21 protein-coding genes and 1 pseudogene are annotated in these 24,116 nt (G+C 51.6%); 9 read left to right on the forward strand and 13 right to left on the reverse strand.

What is annotated here, in order from left to right; translation table 11 throughout:
* The first annotated feature begins 63 nt into the window (after positions 1-63).
* On the forward strand, positions 64-1,737 hold the full coding sequence (locus WC593_14640) for an AMP-binding protein (protein MFA4826387.1): 1,674 nt from the start codon (positions 64-66) through the stop codon (positions 1,735-1,737).
* Between the two features lie 21 nt (positions 1,738-1,758).
* Here WC593_14640 and WC593_14645 read toward each other — a convergent pair whose 3' ends face one another.
* Positions 1,759-2,445 carry a histidine phosphatase family protein gene (locus tag WC593_14645; protein ID MFA4826388.1) on the reverse strand — a complete coding sequence of 229 codons (687 nt, stop codon included), beginning with the start codon at positions 2,443-2,445 and terminating at the stop codon, positions 1,759-1,761.
* A gap of 154 nt (positions 2,446-2,599) precedes the next feature.
* On the opposite strand from WC593_14645, the gene WC593_14650 reads away from it, so the two are divergent.
* Entirely contained in the window at positions 2,600-2,830 is a 231-nt protein-coding gene (locus tag WC593_14650; protein MFA4826389.1) for a hypothetical protein, read from the forward strand.
* Positions 2,831-2,844: 14 nt separating this feature from the next.
* Here WC593_14650 and WC593_14655 read toward each other — a convergent pair whose 3' ends face one another.
* The 7 genes and pseudogenes from WC593_14655 to WC593_14685 all read right to left on the reverse strand — a co-directional run bounded on the left by WC593_14655 (position 2,845) and on the right by WC593_14685 (position 10,631).
* Positions 2,845-3,372 carry a DUF333 domain-containing protein gene (locus WC593_14655; protein MFA4826390.1) on the reverse strand — a complete coding sequence of 176 codons (528 nt, stop codon included), beginning with the start codon at positions 3,370-3,372 and terminating at the stop codon, positions 2,845-2,847.
* A 184-nt stretch (positions 3,373-3,556) separates the two neighbouring features.
* A complete protein-coding gene (locus WC593_14660) occupies positions 3,557-5,584 on the reverse strand; it encodes a prolyl oligopeptidase family serine peptidase (protein ID MFA4826391.1) in 2,028 nt (675 codons plus the stop codon).
* Between the two features lie 446 nt (positions 5,585-6,030).
* Positions 6,031-7,845: a RiPP maturation radical SAM C-methyltransferase gene (locus WC593_14665; GenBank protein ID MFA4826392.1), complete on the reverse strand. Its 1,815-nt coding sequence runs from the start codon at positions 7,843-7,845 to the stop codon at positions 6,031-6,033.
* Between the two features lie 390 nt (positions 7,846-8,235).
* A complete protein-coding gene (locus WC593_14670) occupies positions 8,236-8,454 on the reverse strand; it encodes an Os1348 family NHLP clan protein (GenBank protein MFA4826393.1) in 219 nt (72 codons plus the stop codon).
* Between the two features lie 271 nt (positions 8,455-8,725).
* Positions 8,726-9,016 (reverse strand): annotated as a pseudogene (locus WC593_14675) (ISH6 family transposase).
* A 61-nt stretch (positions 9,017-9,077) separates the two neighbouring features.
* Complete coding sequence (locus WC593_14680) at positions 9,078-9,290, reverse strand: Os1348 family NHLP clan protein (protein ID MFA4826394.1); 213 nt, start codon at positions 9,288-9,290, stop codon at positions 9,078-9,080.
* Between the two features lie 57 nt (positions 9,291-9,347).
* Complete coding sequence (locus WC593_14685; GenBank protein ID MFA4826395.1) at positions 9,348-10,631, reverse strand: hypothetical protein; 1,284 nt, start codon at positions 10,629-10,631, stop codon at positions 9,348-9,350.
* A gap of 253 nt (positions 10,632-10,884) precedes the next feature.
* On the opposite strand from WC593_14685, the gene WC593_14690 reads away from it, so the two are divergent.
* The 4 genes from WC593_14690 to WC593_14705 all read left to right on the forward strand — a co-directional run bounded on the left by WC593_14690 (position 10,885) and on the right by WC593_14705 (position 14,995).
* Positions 10,885-12,273, forward strand: a complete 1,389-nt coding sequence (locus WC593_14690; protein ID MFA4826396.1) for a metallophosphoesterase — start codon at positions 10,885-10,887, stop codon at positions 12,271-12,273.
* Between the two features lie 72 nt (positions 12,274-12,345).
* On the forward strand, positions 12,346-12,981 hold the full coding sequence (locus WC593_14695; GenBank protein MFA4826397.1) for a TMEM175 family protein: 636 nt from the start codon (positions 12,346-12,348) through the stop codon (positions 12,979-12,981).
* 330 nt (positions 12,982-13,311) lie between these two features.
* Complete coding sequence (locus WC593_14700; GenBank protein MFA4826398.1) at positions 13,312-14,127, forward strand: hypothetical protein; 816 nt, start codon at positions 13,312-13,314, stop codon at positions 14,125-14,127.
* 355 nt (positions 14,128-14,482) lie between these two features.
* Positions 14,483-14,995, forward strand: a complete 513-nt coding sequence (locus WC593_14705; protein MFA4826399.1) for a hypothetical protein — start codon at positions 14,483-14,485, stop codon at positions 14,993-14,995.
* Between the two features lie 268 nt (positions 14,996-15,263).
* On the opposite strand, the gene WC593_14710 is transcribed toward WC593_14705, so the two are convergent.
* From WC593_14710 to WC593_14720, 3 genes are all read right to left on the reverse strand, one after another.
* Positions 15,264-16,088 (reverse strand): alpha/beta hydrolase, encoded by an 825-nt coding sequence (locus WC593_14710; GenBank protein MFA4826400.1) that lies wholly within the window; start codon positions 16,086-16,088, stop codon positions 15,264-15,266.
* 228 nt (positions 16,089-16,316) lie between these two features.
* Positions 16,317-16,709 (reverse strand): HEPN domain-containing protein, encoded by a 393-nt coding sequence (locus WC593_14715; protein ID MFA4826401.1) that lies wholly within the window; start codon positions 16,707-16,709, stop codon positions 16,317-16,319.
* Entirely contained in the window at positions 16,696-17,307 is a 612-nt protein-coding gene (locus WC593_14720) for a nucleotidyltransferase domain-containing protein (protein ID MFA4826402.1), read from the reverse strand. The genes WC593_14715 and WC593_14720 overlap by 14 nt, the downstream gene beginning before the upstream one ends.
* Positions 17,308-18,390: 1,083 nt before the next feature.
* Here WC593_14720 and WC593_14725 point away from each other — a divergent pair.
* Together WC593_14725 and WC593_14730 are read left to right on the forward strand one after the other, a co-directional pair.
* Positions 18,391-19,614, forward strand: coding sequence for a C45 family peptidase (locus WC593_14725; GenBank protein MFA4826403.1), 1,224 nt, complete (start codon positions 18,391-18,393; stop codon positions 19,612-19,614).
* An 849-nt stretch (positions 19,615-20,463) separates the two neighbouring features.
* The gene (locus WC593_14730; protein ID MFA4826404.1) at positions 20,464-21,378 is read left to right on the forward strand and encodes a radical SAM protein; all 915 of its coding nucleotides are present in this window, start codon (positions 20,464-20,466) and stop codon (positions 21,376-21,378) included.
* Between the two features lie 858 nt (positions 21,379-22,236).
* On the opposite strand, the gene WC593_14735 is transcribed toward WC593_14730, so the two are convergent.
* Complete coding sequence (locus WC593_14735; protein ID MFA4826405.1) at positions 22,237-23,073, reverse strand: glucose 1-dehydrogenase; 837 nt, start codon at positions 23,071-23,073, stop codon at positions 22,237-22,239.
* Positions 23,074-23,124: 51 nt separating this feature from the next.
* Between WC593_14735 and WC593_14740 the strand changes: the two genes are divergently transcribed.
* Complete coding sequence (locus WC593_14740; protein MFA4826406.1) at positions 23,125-23,391, forward strand: hypothetical protein; 267 nt, start codon at positions 23,125-23,127, stop codon at positions 23,389-23,391.
* Between the two features lie 69 nt (positions 23,392-23,460).
* Here WC593_14740 and WC593_14745 read toward each other — a convergent pair.
* Positions 23,461-24,116 (reverse strand): carboxylesterase family protein (locus tag WC593_14745; protein MFA4826407.1); only part of this gene is annotated, 656 nt, incomplete at its 5' end.

Consider the following 24,116-nt stretch of genomic DNA (forward strand, 5'->3'; position numbering starts at 1 on the left):
CCGGCTTTTCGTTGTCACCACACTGCAACATTCAAGTATATCCGGGAATCAATACGGGAATATATGTCCGCCCGATCTCCGTATACCCCTACCGGCCCTGAACCGGAGGACCGGTACAGCAACTTTTCCATCAGCGTGCCGGAATACTATAACTTCGGCTATGACGTGGTCGATGCGTGGGCGGCAAAAGAGCCGGACAAGCCGGCCATGCTCTGGGTGGACCGGCAGGGACAGGAAAAGGGGTACACGTTCCGGGATATGAAGACCGAATCCGACCGGGCTGCACACATCCTGCATGACTGCGGGATCTCCCAGGGTGACCGGGTATTCATCATGCTCCCGAGGATCCCGGAATGGTGGGTGCTCATCGTCGCCCTGATCAAACTTGGTGCCGTCTACACCCCCGCTCCCACGATGCTTACTTCCCATGACATCTCCTACCGTCTCAGGATTGGCAGGTTTGCGCTGGTTATCACCGACCTTGAGAACGCACATAAGGTAAACGAGGCTGTGAGGGAGGGATCGTTTATCCCCGGATGCATGGTTGCTGACGGGGAAATGCCGGGCTGGATCAGCTATTCCCGAAAACGTACGTCCCGTATATCGCACCCGGTGGCAGCGGGGGACTCCCCGCTCCGGGTAAAGACGAAATCGTCAGATCCTCTTGTGATCTTCTTCACCTCCGGCACGACCGGCAACCCCAAGATGGTACTTCACGACCACAGTTACCCGCTCGGCCATACCGTGACAGCACTGCTCTGGCAGGATTTGACCGCCACCGATCTCCACTTCACCATCTCCGATACCGGCTGGGCAAAGAGCGCGTGGGGAAACCTGTTCGGTCAGTGGATCGCGGGGGCGGCGGTTTTTGTCTATGATACCCGGGGAAAATTCGATCCCGCAGAAATCCCCCCGCTCCTTGAGAAGCACGCGATCACAACGTTCTGCTGCCCGCCCACAATCTACCGGATGCTGATCCTCCTTGACCTCAAACAGTATAACCTCTCAAGGCTCCGCCACTGCGTGAGTGCGGGCGAGCCCCTGAACCCCGAGGTGATCCGGATCTGGAAAGAGAAGACCGGCCTTTTGATCTACGAAGGATACGGCCAGACGGAGACGGTCCTCTGCATCGGCGCATTCCCGGGCCATGAATGCCCGCCGGGATCCATGGGAAAACCGGCCCCGGGCTGGCGCATCGAGCTCCACGATAAGGACGGCAGGCCCGTGGGGGTCAACCGCGAGGGAAGGATCGCGATCTCGCTTGAACCCCGGCCGGTCGGACTGTTCTCAGGGTATCTAAAAAACGAACCGGCAAGCAGGAAATCCTTTGTAAAAGGCTGGTACTACACGGATGACAAGGCGGCAATGGACAAAGACGGTAATTTCTGGTTCATCGGCCGGGATGACGATGTTATCAAGGCTTCGGGATACCGTATCGGGCCGTTCGAAGTCGAGAGCGCCTTGCTGGAGCACCCGGCAGTTGCTGAGGCGGCAGTCGTGGGATCTCCCGATCCGATCAGGGGACTGATTGTAAAAGCCTTCGTTGTTCTCAAGCCCGGCTTTCTGCCATCCGGCCAGCTCGTAGCCGGCCTGCAGGAGCACGTAAAAAAGGTGACCGCCCCGTACAAGTACCCGCGGGCGATTGAATTTGTCGATGCCCTCCCCAAGACTTATTCAGGTAAGATACGGAGGAATGAGCTCCGCGAACGGGAGGCAAAAAAGGGTAAACCGGCATAAAACCTCCACGGGACCGAAGGGTTACCGGTTTGACCGATCAAAATAACGATCCGCTTTCAATGAAAATTCTGTGTCGGCAAACTGTAATTCTGCCCTATTCGTATCTGCCGTGATTACAATTCCATTCAGGAACTCGATCGCTTTCACTTTTTCTCCAAATACACTGGAAATTATGGGGAATAACGTGATGTCATGTGCGATTGCAATAAGCAGATCCTGCTCGCCTGAATAAGGGCAGGATAACAGGTTTCTTAATACATAGTCAGAATACTGGTGAGGATCATGCAGAATATCCCCGGGGATCTCCTGGTCAAGCCATTTCCTGATACCCTCGCGCCAGCCCAATTCATCCCTGATAGCAATTAATTTGTCCAGATTTATTACCGGACTTTTTATTTCCGGCTCACATCCCAGGATCCGGGCAGGGGTATCCAGGGGATATCCATCGCGAATAGATTCGGCAGTCATCCTGCACCTGCGTGCTATGGTATGCCCGAGAAAAAGAGGTTTCCCCGGAAGAATTTTTCCTAAAGAGGCCCCGAATTCCCTTGCCATGAGGATTCCTTCGGGGGTTATTCCAACACTTTCGCGGAGATGATCAGGAATTCCTTCAAAGGAATTTCTCTTCGAATGGCGGATTATGACGATTGTTTTCCGGTTTTTCGGGGCTTCTTTTAAAATATCCAGGACGAAATCCCCAGGTTTCATGCGCAACTACCCCCCAACAGGGTTCCTTTTTCTCCCAAGGATGCCTTTATGAAAATTTTTCCCATGATATCCTCCCGGAATGCCTCAGGTGATGCATCCTTTTTTACCGGTTGATTCATAGAGATACATTTTTCCGGTATATATGCCGGCTGTCATGCCCGTTAAACCCCGCAAATGGACAAAGGAAAAGATGGCCTGTTTTGGAGGTGAAACCGAAGCAATATCGCTCAACACTGTCCTTAAATACGGGGATAAGCTCGATATCGAAAACCAGCAGTACATCCAGGAAATCATCCACCGCTGGCCCATAACAATGAGAAGCCCACTGAGAAAAAGCAGTGATTGCTGTACTGGCAGCACATGGCTACCACGGGGAACCTGTTGAGTAGAAAAGAAAAATTATTTTTTTACCGGAGTGGCGATTGGTGCCACATTCGGCTTGCAGCCTTCGCCACGGAAGAGTGCCCATTCCTCGCAGGAGGTTCCATTCGGGAACTTGCACATGCCGTACTCGCTGCCATCAGGGTTCTTCAGGATTTCTGATGTGGCCCCAACTTTGCCACAGTTTACGGAGGCCGGGTTTGCCATGCCGACCACTGCCGGTGTTGTCGTCACGGGTGTAAACGGTTTACAGCCTTCGTTGCGGAAGAGTGCCCATTCATCACAGCTGGTGCCATTGGTGAATGTACACATTCCGTACTCGTTCCCCTGTGCATCTTTCCTGATCTCGATCTTTCCACCTACTTTGCCACAGTTGACTGATGCAGGATTTGCTAAGCCGGAACTGGTCGATGCTGCCTTAGTGACGACAGGTGTGTGAGTCGCAGGTATCTGTGCGGGTGTTACCTGCTGGGTGCAACCGGCAACGAGAAGGCCGGCAACAAGGCAGAGGCCCATGATGATCAGGAGAGCGTTTTTCGATATCATGATTGATCAGGGTAATTATGTCAGATACTGAATAAAAACCTGACTATGTGTTCTCGGTTAATTCCACATCCCCGATCCAAACCACTATCCGTTGACGTGCGGATAGAGAGTTATCTTGACAAAACAGCCGTGATAAGATAAAAAACGCATGGGAGGGATTCTGCCCCTAAGCGGGATGGGGGGGTTATTGGAAAAGGTACTGGTCAAGCCAGCTGAGCTCTTCTCCCACCTTGCGTGCCTGCGTTTCCGGAGTTTTCATGTGGTGCGGCTGGCCATTAAAGAGGACGAACCGGACGGGCGCTGTGCTCCCTTCTTTGTAGGCCCGGTACGTGACCCAGGCGCTCGCGGGATCTACCTGACCGTCATTCGTGCCGATCATCATGAGGAGTGGTGTTCTTCTCTTGTCCGCCTGGTAAACAGGACTCACGTGCCAGAATGCCTGCGGATCCTGGTACGGGCTTTTTGCGTAATACATCTTGTCCATGACGATACCGTTCGTGTTGGCTACCTGGGAGTTCTCGTCCGCAGTCCCCGCTCCGGCAACTGCCGCTTTCAGCGAAGGGTCCCGGGTGACCAGGGCAAGCGTGAGGATCCCGCCATTCGACCAACCGGTGACTCCCACCTGCGAACGGTTGATAATGCCCCTTCCGGCAAGGTAATCGATCCCGGTCTCGATGTCCTCAATCGGCAGGTCATAGTAATTCCCACCCTCAATGGACCGGGCAAAAGGCAGGCCGAAGTTCGTGCTTCCGTGGTAGTTGACCGAGAGCGTGACCGCACCCCGGTCCGTGATCAGGTGGTAGGGGAATTCCCAGGTGTCGCGCCAGCTGTCGAAGTCCCCGTAGTTCGGCCCGCCATGGATGACGAGGACCAGCGGGTACTGCTTTCCCTTTTGATAACCCGGCGGGTACCGGATGACACCATAGACCGTATCGTTACGGGCCCCTTTCCAGGAGGTCACCTCTGAAGAACCCAGGTCTTTTCCCTGGAGGTTCTGGTTTAAGTCAGTTAGCTGCACCGGGTCCGTGATCGCCGTACCCTGTACACTCGCCCGGATGATCTGGGGTGGTGCAGAGGCTGAATTGCGGTTGTACACAACGGAGGAACCGGCCCGGTTGGTCTCGATGGCAAAGATGTTCCCCTGGTCCTTTCCGGCAAGAAGAGTCACCTGCCAGCCGGTGCTGTTGTGCACGAGACGGGCGACTTTCGGGTTGGTGCCGTCAGCCAGGAGGAGATAGGCCCCGCCATTGAACGGATTGACTTCGATATCGCTGTTGAAGAGGTCGATAAACAGGCCCCGGTCCCAGCCGAGCGGGACCTCTTCAAGCGAACGGGTAGCCGGGGAGTATGCCTGGAGGTAGGCAGCATCTTCCACGGGATACCGCAACCCGCCGTTTTCGAACCGTTCGATATACACGACATTGCTGTCCGGTGACCACGCGAACTGGTTGGTGTCCTGGTACCCCTCAAGGGACGAGAAGAGTTGCCGCTCCTCCCCGCTCTTTGTGTCGAGGAGGACGTACCGGAAGGTGGAGCCGGCCTGCCAGGATAAGGGGTCCGGCGCTGCCTTGTACAGGACGTACTTCCCGTCCGGCGAGGGCGCCCAGATGGTGATGACATCGTTGTTGGACGAGAGCGGGGCAATCGTCCCGTCCTTCAGTGCATAGGTCTTCAGGATCACCGGTGCCGGCGTCTCGTCCACGACAACAACGTCACCGCTGCCACCAACAGCACCGGCCGGTGTCCCGGTGAAGACGAGACGGTCGGTCCCGAGCCAGGCAAAACTCCCGGCAAGTTCGTCCGTCACGTTCGGGAGGCGGATCGCCTTCGTGTCATGGACATGGGTGAGGTACAGGGAAACGGGCCCGCCTGCCCGTATCTGCGCTGCATACACGACCGTGTTCCCGTCCGGTGAAAGGGCATAGGACATGACCGAATCGCCTGGACCTGAAAGAGAAGTCTCTGTTGCAGCACGGACATCGATATACATCAGGGTACCGTTGTCTTTAGGCGGGTTCAGGTCCGTCCCGACCGATCTGATGTACAGGAGGTTCCCCCCGTCCGAAGAGAGGGTGAAATGGCCCGGGGTTTCCATGGAGAGAATATCAGCCGGCACGAGACTGCCGGATCCTCCTGCTGATACCGGGATTACCAGCAACGCAGTGATAAGCAGGGCTGCGAGAAGAAAATGGGGGAGAAGACGCGGTGTCATATGTCTAATTGGATCATTTCCGGGTCTTTAAACAATGGGTGGACTAAAAGGAAAAAGACGCAATATTCCGGGAATGAGGAATATCCCCCACGAGTAGTCCCTGCTCATTTTTTACGAGTTTTTTTAAGGTTTTTTAAAAAAGATATTCGCGATGGTTATCGCCTTTGTGCAGCGCCAGGGTTTGGGCCCTTGTTTTCAGGTCTCACTTTGGGCACCTGGAGGTCAGGGAGGAGTTACACAAAATGCATCAGCGTATCAGGTTTTTGCAACGCCAGATGGCAATATCATTCGTGAGTGAAACGGAATCAGTTATCGAAACGGTTGATCTACGTAAGTCCAATAATACAATGAGAGCAATTTATGCAGTGAAAGATTCTTAATCACGCGGTGAATTGCCCTCATAGTATCACGTAAAATTGACTGTGCAACAGCCTCAGTTATCGCATTTAATCGGAAGCGGACGATACTGTGGTTTTGCCGTAGCGGACGACTGCAAGACTTAAGTACTGCCTGCCTGAGTGAATCATCAGCCCCAGTTCTACAAACTGATTCAGGATCATCGTGACCTCAGCTTCGGTCACGTGAGTGTGATCCACCAGCTCGCGGATCGTTTTTCCAGCATCGCATTGCAGATATACATCCGCAGCGAGTCCATCGAATACATATTCTTCCTTTTTGCCGGTCGTGCGTGTGTCCACGATACGAATGGATTGCACGGAAGGGAAAACATCCAGCGTCGCATCGCTGCGGGAGTGCCATTCTTTCAGGGCAGCTTCGAGACTACGCGTATAGTTCGCCGAGTCGTCGGGATACTCTGCTTCAAAATAGACAGCAAGATCGTTTAAGTCCCGTTCGGCAAGGGAATAATAGATATACCGGTACGCCCGCACGGGTGCCAGACGGGTAATCCCGTAAGCGCCCGGATCTGTCCGGTACCGGCTGAAACGGTCGAAACGGATGTGACCATACCCGGCTGGCGGATCCAGATGCACGATCTTTGGGATAAGCTGGTGCATTGCAGCATATTCGGCCGGATCTTCTCCAGGAAATCCCCAAAGCAGGTTCCATAAGACTAAAATGCCGGATTCTTTTCCCCATTTCAGGATCTGAATATTATGGACAAGGGTCGTTCCCTTGCATATCAACCGGAGAATACTGTCGCTCAAGGATTCAATGCCTGGCTGCATCTTTGTAACCCCTGCATGAGCCAGGAGCAGAACCTGTTCGCGGCTGAGGCTTGCTTTCACCTCCCAGAACAATGAGAGATCGTGCTGGTGTGCAAGTTTCGGTAGTACGGTCCGGAAATAGTGAGGTGCCAGTATATTGTCCACCATACTGAGATTCCTTCCGTAATGTACGGATAAATAGTGCAGTTCATCCAGGACGCGGTCAGATGATTTGTACCGGAAGATCAGATCCGTACTATTTAAACCACAAAAAGTACACGGGGATTTTTCCCCCCACCAGCATCCCCGTGAGGTCTCCATCAGAATACTTGGGGTAAAACCGACTGGCTTCTCTACGAGCTTCAACTGCTCAAAATAATCCGAGTAATCGGGATAGGGGAGAGCGTCCAGATCATCCACCCGGGCGGTTTCACCCGCCGACAGGGCGTGGGGTCCTCCTGCGCGGGCAATGATGCCGGGAACAGGTGGCGGGGTAGCACCATGCAGAGAAGCGTGCACGAGCGCCGGAACGGCTGTGTCTCCTTCGCCGGTACAAACATAATCGATGAAAGGGAAACAACGGCATAAGACATCGCCCATTGCCCCGAAACAGTTGGAACCGCCAAAGATGATGTGTACATCCGGAAACCGGGATTTGATGCGCTTTGCGAGAGCAAGCGATGCGCAATGCTGTTCAAACGATGAGCTGAACCCTACCCAGTCATACTGCGACCAGTCTACGTTATCCACGCAGGCATCCAGAAACGCCGGTAAACGTTCACGAATACAGAGGAATTCGCGTACAACAGCGGGTGGAAACGTATCTTTGTATTCTCCCCAGAGAACCTCGTGCACATATGCATAATCCGCATCTGCGTTTTCACCCGTCAGCGACGGGGCAAAAAGCCATTCCCCGACAAGGAGACCCGGTAGCATGTTTTTTGCAATCAGATCGCAGAGTTGCACCCCCAGCTCGTGAGCGAGCCTGATATTGAAATAGTGAATGTCACTGGCGATACCCTGTCGTCCCAGGGCGCTCTTGAGCAATGAGATGCCAAGGGCAGGCTTGTCAATTGCACCAAACGGTGCGTACACAAATGCCACCCTGGGTTTGTTAAAAGGCATCGCAATCTCGTTCTGGCGGAATCAAAGTGGTGAGTGAAAATATTCGCACGTCGTACCGATCCAAGGGTAATGTTTGATCCAATGAACCACCATTTAGGAATTCAAACCCTAATTTAGGAGTTGCAATTCCAATACCGCAGCGGGTTTTTGCCCTTTTTTCCGGATTTCAGCGCCACACGTTGTTCACCTGTTGTGGGTATGCTTCGTCCGGAACAACAACGATTTTTCTGCGATACTCGTTGTCTGCTCCGGTTACGCCCAACCGGTTCTTACATCTTATTTCCGGTTGCCGTCAGCACAGGACTTTTTGATAAGTCAATCAGATGAACCCGGGTCGCTTTGTATGTTCCTATCGTTCTTTCACACAATCGGATACCCGATGGTTTTCGGGAGCCGCTCTTCCAATACGGCAGCGAGTCCTTTGCCTTCTGCGGATTTCAACACTACGAGTTGCTCCTCTGTCAGTAGAATCCCTGCCTCTTTTGCGGCTGCTTTCGGATCGGCTACCAGTTTCCTGCGAAACGCGACATCCATCACTGCCCGTCCGACCAGTTCGTGCATCTCTTTCTCGGTTGCCATTGACATCTCCCCCTTTTGCATACAGTATTGAACATTATTTAAAGATATTGGTTGTGTCACAAGATCGGCTAAGTTCTCATTGATAGCAAAGATACCTAAGCGTTCCATGATATCAATCTTATCGAAAACGGATTACCGCAAACCCAACAACGAAACCGGTTAAGTAGCCGCCGCGGGGGTGTCCCTTCGGGGGTGGCGGAAGCATCCTAAATCTGGGTGAGTGGCGAAGTTTCCACTACGCGTGTCATCACACTCAATTATACGACAGATTTCAAAGACTTTCAATAGTTATTGACAGCAGAACTGTCATTTTAGAGACATAGTGGCGTCCCATCTTTTCGTTACGAAATGCCCGGTAATGCCAGGGGCCGGTATATCGTACGAGGATTAATCTCAAAATCACTTCCAGTCCACGAGTAGTTCATCGCATCCATTTGTGCTTCACACGTTTTGAAATCTCACCCATGAGTCGTTCAATCATGTTTGAATTCCAGGGAATATCGATTCCATTGATGGATAATCGGGCAAATGTGACGAGTGTATTTGAGAATGTGTTAAGAAATTCGACCTGAATTTGAAAAGATTAAGATATGTCTTTTAGTCTGTAGTGCGTACGATCTCCTCTAAAGGGGCCCGGGGGATTTCGGGAGCCGCTCTTCTAATACAGCAGCGAGTCCTTTGCCTTCTGCGGATTTCAGGACTGACAGTTGCTCCCCGGTCAGGGTAATCCCGGCCTCTTTTGCTGCCGCTTTCGGATCGGCTACCAGTTTTTTGCGAAACGCGACATTCATCACTGCCCGTCCGACCAGTTCGTGCATCTCTTTCTCGGTTGCCATTGATTTCTCCTCTGTATTGAATAGAGTATTGAACATTATTTAAAGATATTTGAGTATTCATTGGTTATGATCTCCTCCTTTCATTAAGGAACGAAACCGGTTGCGTACACGGCCCGCAAACAGGATAATGTGTGCGGTAAGCCCCAGCACCAGTGACGTACCTGCGAGGATTGTCAGTCCTGCGAGCAGCACTACCGCCAGTATTTCCTGCCCCGTGATCAGACTATCAACCATCCATTTGAGTTCATGTTCCCAGATATACAGGACAAGCATCACTATCAGGACCGTGAAAACTATGGAAAGAATACTATAGAAGCTGTAGATGATCTCCTCCCGGGTGAACCTGCTCCGCGTCCGGATCTTCGGGATTAAGCCGGTGCGTAAGAATTCAAATGATTTCTGGCGTAATTGCGGTATCTCAAGCCAATCCATCAGAATATAGTAGCCATCCAGTTCCAGCAGGGGATTCAGGTTCAGGAGTGCACCGAGGTACGCTACATATGCGGCCTGGAACAACGCTCTCGTCCACGCGGTAGGTGGAAGCATAATGACGAGAATTGCAATTACGCCTCCAATGATCACATTCACCACCGGTCCTGCAAGTGAGACCATGATTCGCGGTATGCGCCCCGACATCCACATATCGCTGACATCGACAAAGAATGCAGGCATGCCATAGTAGAACATGATCCCGGCTTTGTGGATCCGTCTCCCGAATGATTTGCAGGTAAGGCCATGACCCGATTCGTGCCAGAACAACACGATCCAGTTTGCGATAATCAGAACGATCAGGCCCTGGCCGTACGACTCATTGAAGGCGAACAACTGGAATGTGTCTGATGGTTCCAGGAGGACAAAGCACGCGAATCCGGTGACTGACAGGAGGAAAAACGCAATGAGGGCGACCCGCGTGAAAAAGGCCCGGCCGATGCAGCGATAGAACCGGGTAAAAAATGCATCGGCCTTGCGCCAGTCAAACTCACGCTGAAACGTAGCGTCTGCTATATGCTGGAGATGCGATGCAAAGCCGGTCGCCTGCACGGGAGGGGGGCAGGAAGGGGAGTTCTCAATTAAACCATTCTTTTCAAGCTGGAGGATGAGGGTATCCAGCCGCTCGAACGGGAATGATCCATATCTGGCATAGTATGCCATCGCGAGGTCGGTGAGGGTATGCTCACCGTCCATCAGCTCCCACAGGAAATAATTCTGCGGGTCGATTTCGAGATAGGTACAGGTGTCAGTATTATGCAAGACGTAGTACGTATCACCAAGCCTGGTTGGATCATAGTGCATCTGCACATGCAAAGCACGCCGGGGTTTTGGTTGCGCTGCTTCTGGCATCGGATGTCCTGTATCAGTTCAGGATTTGACCTGTGCCTTAAAATCCATTCGGGTTTGCATAAAAAAGGGGCACAATACCCCGGGTATTTCTCATCCCCGGTTTATTTTATTTCCCCTCAGACAATAAGCAGGGAATGCAGGCATGACGAGGAACCCTGACCACCCGCAGATTACCCCCTTGTTCCCCCATCCCGGTCACGTATTGATTCCTAACCTTTTTCATATCGTAACCCAAAAGCCGGTCTGAAAGATCATGAACGGGAAGCTTTGCTGGTATGCACTGGTACTGATGCTTATCGGTCTCTTCTGCAGTATTCCCGTCTTCGCCGCAGAACCAGGGGAGGATTACCGGGCCCCGTGGGTGACAAAAACAACAACGTCCGGGGCAACCATCAACTGGGAGCAGGAACCGGCGGGAGCCGGGATCGTAGAATACACCACGGCAGATTATTACTCCCGGAATCATAAATTCGACCGTAAAATTACCGACTCCGCAGTTTCCCAGTATCACCATGTGTCACTCAGCGGGCTCGAACCCGGTACCAACTACCAGTACCATGTAATCCCTTCGGGCCAGGAGAACGTATTCGGCACCCGCATGTTCCGCACCATGCCGGTCAGCGGACCGTTTACCTTTATTGTCATCAGTGATTCACAGGAAGGTCATAATTATACTGAGGAGAAACGGTTCAGGTACGTGGCAGATGCCGTAGCACTTGAGCCGGACGTGCTCTTTATCCTCCACGGGGGGGATTATGCCGGGCATGATAACGGGTCGTTATGGGGCAAATATTTCCAGGTGGCCGACGGGATGCTCGCGAATGCTGCCATCTTTCCCACCATCGGAAACCATGAATATCATAATGCCAGCGGGGGGGACAACCCACCTGCAGCAGCCGACCAGTTCCATCAGTCATATGAGATGCCCCTGAACTATTCCTTTGACTGTGCCGGGGTCAGGTTTATTATTCTTGATACTCCGGACCCAAAAACTGCTGATGGAGATGACCCGCAGACTTCCCTTTCCCTTGCAATGAGCCAGGAATCCTGGCTCAGGGAACAGCTGGACAATAATCTCGCAGGAACATTCACGATTCATCACCACCCAATCTGGGATTATTACAATACTACCAGTAATCCTCATCTTCAGTCATGGGAAACCCTGTACCATACCTATAATATCAGCGCAAATTTCGCTGGGCATACCCATAATTACCAGAGATATTCAGTCATGGGGATCCCCTATTTCATTGTCGGTAATGCCGGGGGCAGATTTGGGGACCTGACCAGTGGGGAACCCACTCCGGCAGAGTACCAGTTCGGAGAAACAAGGCAGCTCGGGTATCTTAAGGTCTTTGTTGATCCGGCAAATAATACGGCGACTGCACAGGAAATTTTTGTCGCTTCAGTAAAAGTGGACGATTCAAATGAGACACCAGAAGTTCACAACCCGCCGGTTGTTGCAGATTCAATCACATTCCCCCTGAAACGACCAGCCAGCCTTCCGGAAATGAATCCCACAGGAACCCCCCCTGCCGGAAGACCGGCCGGGTCTTCTCCCGGCATGCCTGTTGCTGTAATTATCATCGTCATGGCACTGGGAATCGGGATGGTCATCATACGGAAAATAGACTCCCGCTGATTGTGTTCTCCTGATTAAAATCCGTTACCTTTTTCCCTGTCACGGCCAATTTTCCGTAATCAAGGAAGATCCATGACAGATGACCCTGCTATCTCCCAGCGCCGCATTCCGCTCGACCGCATCAGTGTCCTGATCGATTCGATCTACGCGTTTGCCATGACCCTGCTCGTCATTACGATCAATATACCCTCAAAGTACGAGCATGCCAAAGAAGCCGCTCCGGTTTTTGCAATCATCATGGCAGACCTTCCGGACCTGATCCATTACTTCATCGCCTTCATCCTCCTTGCCATCCTCTGGTATTTCGAGCACCAGCGGTTCCGATCTCTTATCGGTCTCGATCGCCCGCTCCTCTGCCTCAACATGGCCAGTCTCGCGTTCGTCTGTCTTCTCCCGTTCTCAACAAATGTTGCCGGCGACTATCCTTTCGATCATGTCGGGGCAATCCTCTTTGAATTCAATATCTTCATTATCGGTCTGATTGCCCTTATCCAGTGGGTCTACATCCGGAACAGGTGCAGGAATCTTGTTCCTGGCCTGAGTCTTTCACATATCTCCCGCGAAATCCTCTGGTCCGCTGTCTTCCCCGCACTCTCGTTTATCGGGATTATACTTGCTCTCTTTCACATCCCGTTCACTCTCAGCATCTATATCCTCGTCCCGTTCATCATGGCCTTCCTTTTCTGGGGAGAACCCGTCAGGAATTAAATTCTTTTTTATTCATATGATCCAACGGTGAGTGTCTGCGGGATCGATAAAAGTAAGTCCCGTAATACAATAAGAGCGTTCAGGCAACTTTGCATCCGGTATTATACCGGACTGTGCAGTTCTGGATCTAACCGGGATTACCAAAACAGGAACAGACGGTTGACAAAAATCTTAAAAATTTTAAAGAGAACCGGAACCGGGAGGAATGCAACTTTTATGGAACACATTTTTCCATGGGCCGGTTTTTGTTGAAACTCCATTTGGATGTGTAAATCGGGTAATTTTTCCAATTTCACAATATTTAATATATGGTACAATGATTATGGTTTAATGTCTGAACCTTTCCGGATTTTGCTTGCAGTGGCTGCAACAGTAGTCATTGTTCTTGGTGTGCTCTACGGTATCGGGGCACTGAACCTGCATCAGCCGACGGGAAATATCCCTACGGTGACTCCTGCACCAGCAACCGCAGGGGAGACTGCTTCCAATGAAACCTCCACATCCTATATTTTTATCCAGGAAGGGTCTGACGGGACATTTGTTCCCGCTCTTTTTGGAAATTATACATTGACCCTGCACAACGTCACGCCGTACACGTTCTATATCAGTGATCGCCCGGTGCGGGATGCAGGCTTTGTCCCGATGAACAGTTTCCTGGATACGTTCGTGTGGGGCCCGGAAAATCCCCCGAACGCTGCTATCATAATTCCTGATGCCCAAAAGCAGGAAGACACCCTGCTCGTCACTCTCACAAATCCAGTATATGTCCCGGAGAAGGAGATGCTCACGTACGATGCAATGGTCCTGGAATCGTATCAGGGAAAGGGACTCAGTCACCTCAAACAGATGAATGATCCGGCGATTCAAAAGTCGTTTGGCAGGGTTACGGTTATCATTGACAGCTGTCCTGATTTTAAATTTTACTGTTACGACTGCAAGCAGGACCCTGCTATGGCCTGCAGGTATTTTATGGGGGGGTGTGGCTGGGTACGAGTGGGGACCTGCTGGCATACATGGACGGGATGCCGGCCATGCAATCCTAAGCAGATCATTGACGAATGTAATACCAATTTTAATGACTGCAGTATATCATGCCAGGGCGAGACGCCTGGGTGTGGATTCTGTGAACCGGGATTTCCCGTGTAAAATAAATTTTTTGTCAGGCCCCGGTGCGGGAGAACCTGTATCATGGAGAACAATTTCCCGGCCGTAACTTTTCCGGAATTTTTTTGTTGTGTCACAAGATCGGCTACGATCTCACTGGCAGCAAAGATACCTAAGCGTTGCATGATATCACTCTTATTAAAAATGGATTACGGTAAACCTGTCAATGAACCGCCGCGGGGGCGCACCCGAAAGGGGGCGGGCGCTGTTGCATTAACGGGACTGAATAGAAATGACCTCGTCGTTACCTATCAATATTGATTCTTTAAACGTTCCGAAGATGCAACAGAATATAAAAAAGCAATACATTTATGGCTCAAAATTTGAGATCAGCAGCATGCATTCTGCTAAACAGTATTTTGTCGTTTTTTCAGTGGTTCTGACTATTATTGTCGTTGTAACAGCGGGTTGTACGGGGACTACCCCTGCGGCATCTCCCGCTTCCACCCCGGCCGCAGCTGCTATCAGCACCGCAACATCGCTCTCCCCAGGGGTCACACAACGGACAGCCTTTCCCAACCTTGTCGGAGTCTGGACAACGACCGGAGCAGCAATCGGGCATAAGAAAGACAGCGGGTTCTTCATAGCAAATACGACACAGTTCACCATCACGGAACAACAGGGACAGGCTTTTACCGGTACAAAGGATTATTCAAAGAACGGGACTGCGAATTACGAGAATATATCCGGTGTCTTTTCTGATGATGGAAAGAAGATCTACATTGCCGAACACGAAGGGGGCTATCTCTTCGGTGAAATTATCGGACCAAATGAGATTGCAATAGTATACCTTCAGGACGGCAACGATGCAGCAGCCCGGGCTTTTCATCTCACCCGGCAACAGAACTGATTCCTGTTCTCTTTTTTTTCAGTCTGAATCCTGAAATCCGGGGAACCTATCTCGGGCCGCGGAGTTTTCGCCCGGACAGAAGATAATCTTTACCGGAACGGAGGACATTTTGGGCTTTGTTTTGGTACCTTGAGGGGACGGAGGCCGTGACGGGGTCGGATGAGGGGGTGAAATGCTTGGAAATGGGGGGTTTGGCGGTGTGAGTAAGGGAGGCGGGACGTTTTTTGCCACTTGCCAACAGCGGGAGGCAGGGGTTGATCTGATAATATCAGCGATTAAGAAATTCCAGCACACGGTCACCGAACCGGCCCGGGAACTGGTACATCAGCCCGTGCCCGGCACCGGGGATCTCGACAAGCTCTGCACCGTAAATCCTCCCGCTGATGATACGGGAATTTATAGGGGGGACTATCACATCATCGGTCCCGGTGACAACAAGTGTTGGAAGACAAACTTCCCCAAGGCGGGAGAATGATCCCGTCCATGTAAAGAAAGCATCTACCTGGCGTGCTACAACCTCATTTCCCGGCACCGGCTCATATACTTCCGGACAATAGCGGAGAGGATCATGAAGAGCAAGCCACGATGATGGGAAGATGAGGGAAAACATCCGGTTGATTATATCCTGCACCGTCCCGCTTTTATCCATGAGCCGGGTTAAGATCTCCGGCTGCATCTTTATCGATTCGGATCCACCGCAGTCACCGGAGACCAGGATGAGCCGGGTCACTTTTGCCGGAAAACTAAGCGCAAGTTCCTGTGCAACAGAAGCTCCCATGGAAAAACCGATGATACTTGCCGGGGAGATGCCAAGAGCATCCATCAGCGTTGCCGTATCGTGGGCAAGTACGGGGATGGAGAACGATGTCTCCGATCCGCCGGAATATCCTGTACCCCGGTTATCAAAGATGATGACCCGGAAATGCCGGGAGATTTTTTCAAGAACGGGAGGGTTCCACATGTCCATCGTTGACCCCAATCCGTTGATGAAAACAACCGGATCCCCGGATCCAAGTTCGCTGTACGCAAGCGTCACATCGTCAACAGGCACGATCTTTACCGGGATCCGGGTCACGACACGATCTTGTGTCACTGAGACTAATTATTTTTCTCTGCAACGAATGGTTTTTCCGATAAAATAGGATGTGTGGATTTTATACGACAATGAGGGGGGTTTGGTTTTTGGGATTGCGGGAAATTATTTTTTTGTAGGGGCCAGCCGAAATGCATCACGCGAGATCCCGTCAACATTTTTCAGCAAAAATCCTGTCAGAAATTTTTCGTTCTGGGTCCAGCCGGGAAATATCCGTAACCTGGGTAATCAGTCGACCTGTCCTTCCGCCCACAACAGAACATCATGCGCGAGCCGGACCGCCACGGTATACTCCTCTTTGGTTACCGGTGACGTGGTTCCCGGGTACCGCGTATCGGAAGCATACGAAGTAAGCGTGACCGCAAGCCACAGCGGTTCAGGAATTGCAATCCCATGCTGTTCCAGTCCCGAGAGGAGAGCGTTGATATCATGAGTGTACGGGTACGGGATTTTCCGTGCAACAAAAACGGCCTTGAGCGCTTTTTCTGCTGCCTGCTGGACCTGGAAGCAGAGATCTTCGTAAAGAACCCCGTGCGTTTTTGTGGAGGAGAGGGTAAGGGAACTTTTTGCCCGGGAGATCCATTCTGCCGGGTTATCAGGCGATCGTTTATTTCCTTTCATAGACGACCCTGCCTTCCCGTACTGCGGGATAGACGACACTGAAGGGGGAATTTTTACATTCCTCGAGTTGCTTTGGCGTGACGATGACAAGATCCATCGACCGGGCAATTCCCCGCATCCGCTGGTAGATTATCCCCGCGACTTTTCGTGGGTTGTACCTGCCGGCCTTTATCACGAGAAAGTCAAGGTCACTGTGTGGCCCGGTCGTACCCCTCGCGGTGGAACCAAAGAGGAGGACCTGTTCAGGATGTGCAGCATCTACGATCCGGTTGACGATCTCCTCAATCTCGGTCTGCCGGGGGGATGTTGTATGTATCATATCCACCTGTTTGTGCTTTGTGGGATTACTCAAACTTGTTTTTACTTCTGCGATATTAATGGTGTCTTCGTTCCGGCGTTCCCTGATCATGGCGGGGTCATGGAGATCTTCCCGGAAAGAACTGATGTGAGACGATGCAAGTTTTTTCTTCAGATGCATGGGTTTAAAGGAGAGATCATTTTTGAGGGTTTTTCGGATAGGGGCTTTTCTGGTCAGCGGGATCCTGCCTGCCGGTCTGATGACCGTATTCTCATCGATGCACCCGGTTGACTTGCCCATGATTGAGATCTCTTGTTGGCTTACGGGATCTTTGTTGGGAATTATTATAGGGTTTGTGTACGGCTCAGGGCCGTCCGGATATATCTTGCAGCTATGAAGTCGGGCCTGGTGCGTGTGGACCATTTGGCCGGTTTCTCCCAATAACATTCCGGGACTTAAGTAATGCAAACAGAGGCAGGACGGTATCCCAAATAATCCCGTATAACGCCCCTTTTGGCAAACGGACAAAGGTGTTTTCTGGGGATATGAAAATGGGGTCCACGCTCAGAAAAAATACGCATTTTAATGAGTGTTTTCCCATTTAGGTTGATTTGCGGGGATTTCGACCCTGCAATTTAGCGGGCTTACAGCAGCCCCCTTTTTTGTCTGGATAGGTAGTACGGTCAAAGGGAAAAGAACCCCTCTTTTGGGGATCGGACATTCCGGCCCGGGACTCCGGGAGACCTGTACTCTCCCACATACACATCTCCGACGGAGACTCATGGTGCCTGATAAGGAATGGACTAACATTTTCCCGAATTATTCGTGAAAAATGACGCAATTTAAAACACTTTTTAGCAATTCCCGACATAATCGCCCCGTTTACCCAAATTCAGCACAAAACAGCCCCTAAAATGATCCCTATTGGTGCCTTTTGGATGGCCGATCGCTTGCCGGATGAAGGGGAGTTGGTGGAAAATGAAAAGAACCCCTGTTTTGGGGCTCGGAACCGGAAATTTTCCGGCGTGTATAGACGTGAATTTCACGCATCCTTCCAGACCCCTGTGCATGCGAAATATCCGGGAGTTTTCTATCAGATATCGGGGGGTCTTCACTTGAACGGGGGGCGGGTTGGGCTTTGTTTTTGTTTTTTTAGGGGACGGGGGCTGTGACGGGGCCGGATGGAGGGGGGTGCGGGCATAGGCATAGTACGTACGGGACGGGGCTCAGCCGGTCTCAAGGATAAAACTATAAAAACAGGTCCGGATATCGCTAAAGGTAAGGTAAGGAAAAAGCCGTTTCGGATATCCACCTCATCAGGCAATAATCCGGAGATCAATCCTTATACAAAATTTTATTTTTCATGAAGGATGAATGAGACCTGTGAATGATAGATCAAAAGTATATTTGATACTGATAATCGGGATATTACTTGCCAGTCTGTTAATTGCATTCATCATCGGTCACGGCATAAATCCAGAGAAAGACGTACGTCCGCAGAGAGAATTTGAAGGCGGAAAGCTGTACAAGGCAGGCAATATAAGCGTACTGCAGCTAAGCGGCAGTTATAAGGAAATGGGCAGGCAGTACGGCGGATTGTTAAAAGACGAGATCCGGGAATTTTATACGTTTGCCATCGATGAACACTTCACCAGGGACAAGGGGATTGATTACGATACGCTCAGGGTCTTTTCCGGAATGGCGTGTGACAAGTATCCCGAAAAATTCAGGGCACTGATGGCCGGGATAAGCGAGACTTCGGGACTGCCACCTGAGAAGGAAGCCATCCTTGAGCAGCTGCTCGTAATCCAGGAAATAGAGATAGACGAAGGGCCATCCTGTTCAGCCATTGCAGCCTGGGGCAATTATACCGGGGGCAGGCCCCTTGTGCTGGGGAGAAATTTTGATCATGAGCCGGACTTTAAGAAATTTTCCCCGTACCTCAATGTGGTCGTCTATAACCCGCCCGACGATATCCCCGTTGCACTGGTAGTTTATCCCGGGCAGGTCACCTCACTTACCGGCATGAATGCAAACGGGGTATTCTTTGAGGCAAACGAAGGGGCCAAATCCGGCGGCAGCACTATCAGTACGGACCGGCTCCTTCTCCCCGTAGAAATGACGCGGTTCCTGACGGATTACCCGGGATTTAGGGAGTTTGATGCTGCCATGAATACTACGCGCTCCAATTATGCCTTTGTTGTCCAGGTGGCAGACACGGATGCGGCCTGGTCGTATGAGGCATCTGTTCCTGAAATTAAAAGAAGGGGGGGGCAGGAGCCGGGGCTGCTTGTCGCTACCAATGATTTCGTAAATCCTGCATGGGGGCTGACACTTCCCGTTGACGCTGAGGACAAAAGCGTGCAGAGAAGGGACAACCTGCTCGCGCTGGGCAATCTGTACAAGGGGCGGATAACCCCTGAAACGATGATGCAGATACTGGATGTTCCCTTTGATGAAGGCGGGGCTACGTGGCCGGACAGGACGGAATACCAGGTTGTTTTTGAACCGGTAAACAACACATTGTGGATGAAGACCCGCGGTATCCAGGACTGGGTGGAGATCGACCTTGACAACTATTTCATCCGGCAGGATACTCATGCCTGAAATAAAAATGATTACCGGAATGACTGATGCCTGCCGTTGCCGGGATCTTTTTTCCAGTATAGTATTCTTATAAGATTTTCCGGAACATGTGCAAAAAATCGTACATTTTTACACATTTTTTTCAGGAACGCATTTTGCACATGATTTACGCAAAACGGAGCATTTTGCACCGGACTATAAAACACTAATGTACACTTTTAGGAGGCAAAACTCAGGAGGGCTGGAGAGGTAGGACGGTCAAGAGGAAAAGAACCCCTGATTCAGGATCGGACATTCCGGCCCGGGACTCCGGGAGACCTGCATTCCCCCAAACTCACATCTCCGACGGAGACTCACGGTGCCTGATGAGGAATGGACGATCTTTTTCCCGAATTATTCACGAAAAATTGTGGATTTCGCATACACTTTTTAGAAATTCACGATATAACCGCCCCATTTACCTAAATTCGCTATAAAATGGCCCCTAAAATGATCCCTATTGGTGCCTTTTGGATGGGCGATCACTAGCCGGATGGGCTGGACCAGGGAGAAAGGGAAAGGAACCCCAGTTTTGAGGGTAAAACCGAAGTATCCTCACGTCGCCCACTGAAATAAATTTCACGCATCCTTCCGGACCCCCTGTTCATGCGAAATATCCAGGAATTTTCGATCCGATATCGTGGGTTCTTCACTGGAACGGGGGGTTGGGCTTGTTTTGGTACCTTGAGGGGACGGATTCCGTGGCGTAGCTGGATGAAGGGGATTGTGAAGTGCTGAAAAAAGGGGTTTTGTCCGGTGACGAAGTCTGGGAGGGGATGATGTTATAGTAATCAGTAGTAATTTTATTACAAAGAACCCGGAGATTTTATCATGATAACGCAGGTCCATTTCCTTTTGACATATATGTGCACACTGGAATGCGAGCACTGTTTCGTCTGCAGCAGCCCGTCTTCTGAGGGCACGTTCACACCCGGACAGATTGCTGCAGCACTCGATCAAACGGATAAACTTGGAACCGTGGACACGGTGTACTTTGAGGGGGGAGAACCATTCCTCTTCTATCCCGTGCTTCTTGATGGTATCCGGCAAGCCAGGAAACGGGGATATAAAGTCGGTATCGTGACGAACGGCTACTTTGCCACATCCGAGGAGAACGCCCGGTTCTTCCTTGCGCCATTAGGAGAGCTCGGGATTGCAGATATGAGCATCAGCGATGATGTCTTCCATTACGAGAACCGAAAGAATAATCCGGCCCGTCGTGCTTCTGAGGCGGCAACAGCTCTGGGCATGCAGACAACGATCCTCGCACTCGATCCCGGGGCATCGGGTCCGGAGATAAAGGGTACTCCCCGGGAAGAGAAGACGGGGGTTGTGACCGGAGGAGGCATCATGTTCCGGGGTCGGGCGGCAGAAAAACTGAGCACGTATGCCGTTACATCGGACTGGCAACAATTCACGAGATGTCCTTACGAAGATCTAAAAACCCCCTCAAGGATGCATGTGGATGCATTTGGCAATCTCCAGATCTGCCAGGGGATCTCTCTAGGAAACATCTGGAAACATCCCCTGGACGAACTGGTCCGGACATATTCCCCGTCATCGCACCCGATCTGCGGACCGCTGCTTGAGGGTGGACCGGCTCAGCTTGCCCGGGTGCTTGCGTATACTCCCCCGGTGGGTGTGGCAGATGCCTGTCACCTCTGTTATCTTGCACGGAAGTCATGCCGGAGCAGGTACCGGGAAATCCTGGGGCCGACACAGGTGTATTGTGATGGCGGAACCTGATTCGACAGAGCACACATAAACCGGGCCCTGTACGAGACCGTATTGCATCCTTTCGGCACCCAACCGGCCGGTTCAGAGAATTTTCCGGCCAGTTCTTTTGAGGAAACTGCAATATAATCCCTGATACGGAAATGGAGCATTTTTAAGAGAAAGAGACCGGTCATTACTGTGCAGTTTGGATTGAGGATCTCTGATAATCCTTGAGTGCAGGTGACTTTGAGAGAAGACGGCCAAAAGAACTCCTGTTTTCCCGCATCCTTCCGGACCCCCTGTTCATGCGAGATATCCAGGCGTTATCTATCTGATGTCGGGGGATCTTCTCCGGTACGTGGGGAGGTTTGGGCTTTGGTTTGGCGATTTGAGGGGACGGGGGCTGTGACGTGGCCGGATGAGGGGGGGTGGGAAGTGCTTATAGAGGGGAGAGAGGCGCTAGGGATGATGGACCGGGTGAAAAATTTATAAAAGGAGCTACGTGAAATTTTTTTTTAGCAACGGTCTGCTTAAAAATTTTTGCTCTGTAGAATTCATTTAGAAAACTCTGATCGCTCTCGGGGGCTTCGCCCCCGCCACTGGGGCACCCCCCATTGCGATGACGATGTATTACCTGTAACCTTACTCGGGCTATCGCACTGCGCCCGTCCCCCAACGGGGGACTGGTGGCGCAAGAGGGGGGCAATATATTATAAAAAAGGTTTTCTACAGAGCGAAAAAAAATTTAGAAAAACCCGGTCGGGATTTTTCCGTGAAAAGTCCGGACGGGAAATTTCCTGCAAGAACCCCCCCGTCCGTTCCGGAGATTACCCGGCCAATCCCTCAAGGCACCGTTTCACCGGCCGGCGATCAAAAAAAAGAGATGGATTATATTTTCTTGGCGTCATGTGCAAGGGCATCATCAGCCCCGCCCCGTTTCCAGACCTCGCCGCCATCAATGACAAAGTCAGACCCGGTGACAAAAGCGGATTCATCAGATGCAAGGAACAGGACCGGATAGGCAAGATCAATAGGCTCTCCCACGCGACCGACAAGATTGGACTCCCCGAACAGGGCAAGAAGTTCCTCTTTGGTTCTTCCGGCCTCCGCGGCCTTCTGGAAGGCCACATCCAGGATTGCGGTTCTTACAAATCCGGGGAATACCGCATTGACGCGGATATTGTCTTTTGCCAGTTCAACGGCAGCCACATGGGAGAAGGCTGCCACAGCGCCCTTGCTTGTGCAATAAGCACCATTCATCGCGCTTGGCACATAGACGATATTGGAGGAGATATTGATGATGGACCCGCCCTGTTTCCCGTTTCGTTTCATGGCCGGGACCGCGGTCTTTACCCCAAGGAAAACGCTCTCCACATTAGTGGCCATGACATTGCGCCATTCGGGAATAGTTGTCTCAAGGATGGGCTTTAAAAAACCGATGCCGGCATTGTTCACGACCACATCGAGCCTCTTGTAGGTTTTCAATGTATAGTCGATAATTCCCTGCCAGGATGCTTCATCGGATACATCAAGCCGGAAAAATGATGCAATGCCACCCTGGCCCGTTATTCCGTTCACGACCTCAGCGCCCTGTTCTTCCCGGCGTGCGGCAATGATGACGCTTGCCCCTTCACGGGCGAAGAGTTCCGCGATACCTCTACCGATCCCGGAGGTTGAGCCGGTCACCAGGCAGACTTTGCCTTCCAGACGTCCATGAGTTACCATGTATTATCGTTTATTATTCCGTGGTTTAATTTTTTATATATGGAGCCGGTGATGAAGCAGAGGACCGCCACCGGCGCTGATTGGGAGAGAGGGGAGAGGGGTGTGGTGGATGAGGGCACAGTTTTTAAGTGGCAGAAAGGCATGTTGAGCAAAATTTCCGGAAAGCCCGATCAAGATGTCAGAAAGAAACAGATTTCTGATCTCGGAGAAAGGAGAGTTACAGAAATTTTTTCGATAGCCACGATGTTCTTTTGGAATCAGACCAGGGACGCAGTTGTCGGGCGAAATGAGCTGGATCACGACCGCAGCTTCACCTGACGTCTGTCCGGGGTCCGGTATCAAAGTCCGGTATCGGGGAACAGGGGAGTACTGCTCCCCTCTCACCCTTTAATACGCGGTTGCGACACGGGACGTAGTATTGATATCAAGGTACTGGCCGGTCCGTGTATCGTACTCCGGCCAGTTCACGTTCGTCTTGCCGTTCGGGCTGCCGGTTTTCGCAAATTGTGTCCAGTAGTCCATCATCGTATCTGATACCTTGTTGCTCGCAGGGTCCGGTTCCCCGGGGAAATGCCGGAAGATGAAGTACAGCTCGCTGCCGTGGTATGCCCCATAGGGCTGGCCGGGAAGGGCATACGTGAAGCGGTACAGGTACGTGCTCTGGTTCAGCCCGGCCATGGACCCGGCAACGAGTTTTGAGGCATGGTCAAAGTCGTACACGGTCATGACCCGTTCAGTCTGTGCCTGGACTTCGGCGGGCGTGCGGGCCGGGTACGCTGCAAGGATCTGGTCGGCGTTCTTTCCGAAACGTTCCCGGATATACTGCCGGTACTCGGGGACTGTCATGTTTGTATCGAATGCGAGCGGTATCCCTTCAGCGGCATTGTTCCCAACAATGAGGGGGACCGGGTTCTGCGTTCCCTGCCGGAAAACTTCCTGCGGGGCGGCGGGAATGATCCAGCCGTCCGTGATCGGCTTGAACTGGATGGTCCGCATGGTCCAGAACGGAGACTTCAGTTCCGGGGTTGCATTGAGAATCTCCA

This window comes from Methanoregula sp. (assembly GCA_041645435.1).
GTDB lineage: Archaea > Halobacteriota > Methanomicrobia > Methanomicrobiales > Methanospirillaceae > Methanoregula.

What these genes read in the sequence shown, in the direction of transcription:
- WC593_14695 (MFA4826397.1), top strand. Translation starts at nt 12,346, where the DNA reads ATGACAGATGACCCTGCTATCTCCCAGCGCCGCATTCCGCTCGACCGC.
- WC593_14640 (MFA4826387.1), top strand. Translation starts at nt 64, where the DNA reads ATGTCCGCCCGATCTCCGTATACCCCTACCGGCCCTGAACCGGAGGAC.
- WC593_14685 (MFA4826395.1), bottom strand. Translation starts at nt 10,631, where the DNA reads ATGCCAGAAGCAGCGCAACCAAAACCCCGGCGTGCTTTGCATGTGCAG.
- WC593_14700 (MFA4826398.1), top strand. Translation starts at nt 13,312, where the DNA reads ATGTCTGAACCTTTCCGGATTTTGCTTGCAGTGGCTGCAACAGTAGTC.
- WC593_14735 (MFA4826405.1), bottom strand. Translation starts at nt 23,073, where the DNA reads ATGGTAACTCATGGACGTCTGGAAGGCAAAGTCTGCCTGGTGACCGGC.
- WC593_14715 (MFA4826401.1), bottom strand. Translation starts at nt 16,709, where the DNA reads ATGAAAGGAAATAAACGATCGCCTGATAACCCGGCAGAATGGATCTCC.
- WC593_14680 (MFA4826394.1), bottom strand. Translation starts at nt 9,290, where the DNA reads ATGGCAACCGAGAAAGAGATGCACGAACTGGTCGGACGGGCAGTGATG.
- WC593_14645 (MFA4826388.1), bottom strand. Translation starts at nt 2,445, where the DNA reads ATGAAACCTGGGGATTTCGTCCTGGATATTTTAAAAGAAGCCCCGAAA.
- WC593_14720 (MFA4826402.1), bottom strand. Translation starts at nt 17,307, where the DNA reads ATGGGCAAGTCAACCGGGTGCATCGATGAGAATACGGTCATCAGACCG.
- WC593_14705 (MFA4826399.1), top strand. Translation starts at nt 14,483, where the DNA reads ATGCATTCTGCTAAACAGTATTTTGTCGTTTTTTCAGTGGTTCTGACT.
- WC593_14650 (MFA4826389.1), top strand. Translation starts at nt 2,600, where the DNA reads ATGCCCGTTAAACCCCGCAAATGGACAAAGGAAAAGATGGCCTGTTTT.
- WC593_14660 (MFA4826391.1), bottom strand. Translation starts at nt 5,584, where the DNA reads ATGACACCGCGTCTTCTCCCCCATTTTCTTCTCGCAGCCCTGCTTATC.
- WC593_14740 (MFA4826406.1), top strand. Translation starts at nt 23,125, where the DNA reads ATGAAGCAGAGGACCGCCACCGGCGCTGATTGGGAGAGAGGGGAGAGG.
- WC593_14730 (MFA4826404.1), top strand. Translation starts at nt 20,464, where the DNA reads ATGATAACGCAGGTCCATTTCCTTTTGACATATATGTGCACACTGGAA.
- WC593_14690 (MFA4826396.1), top strand. Translation starts at nt 10,885, where the DNA reads ATGAACGGGAAGCTTTGCTGGTATGCACTGGTACTGATGCTTATCGGT.
- WC593_14655 (MFA4826390.1), bottom strand. Translation starts at nt 3,372, where the DNA reads ATGATATCGAAAAACGCTCTCCTGATCATCATGGGCCTCTGCCTTGTT.
- WC593_14670 (MFA4826393.1), bottom strand. Translation starts at nt 8,454, where the DNA reads ATGGCAACCGAGAAAGAGATGCACGAACTGGTCGGACGGGCAGTGATG.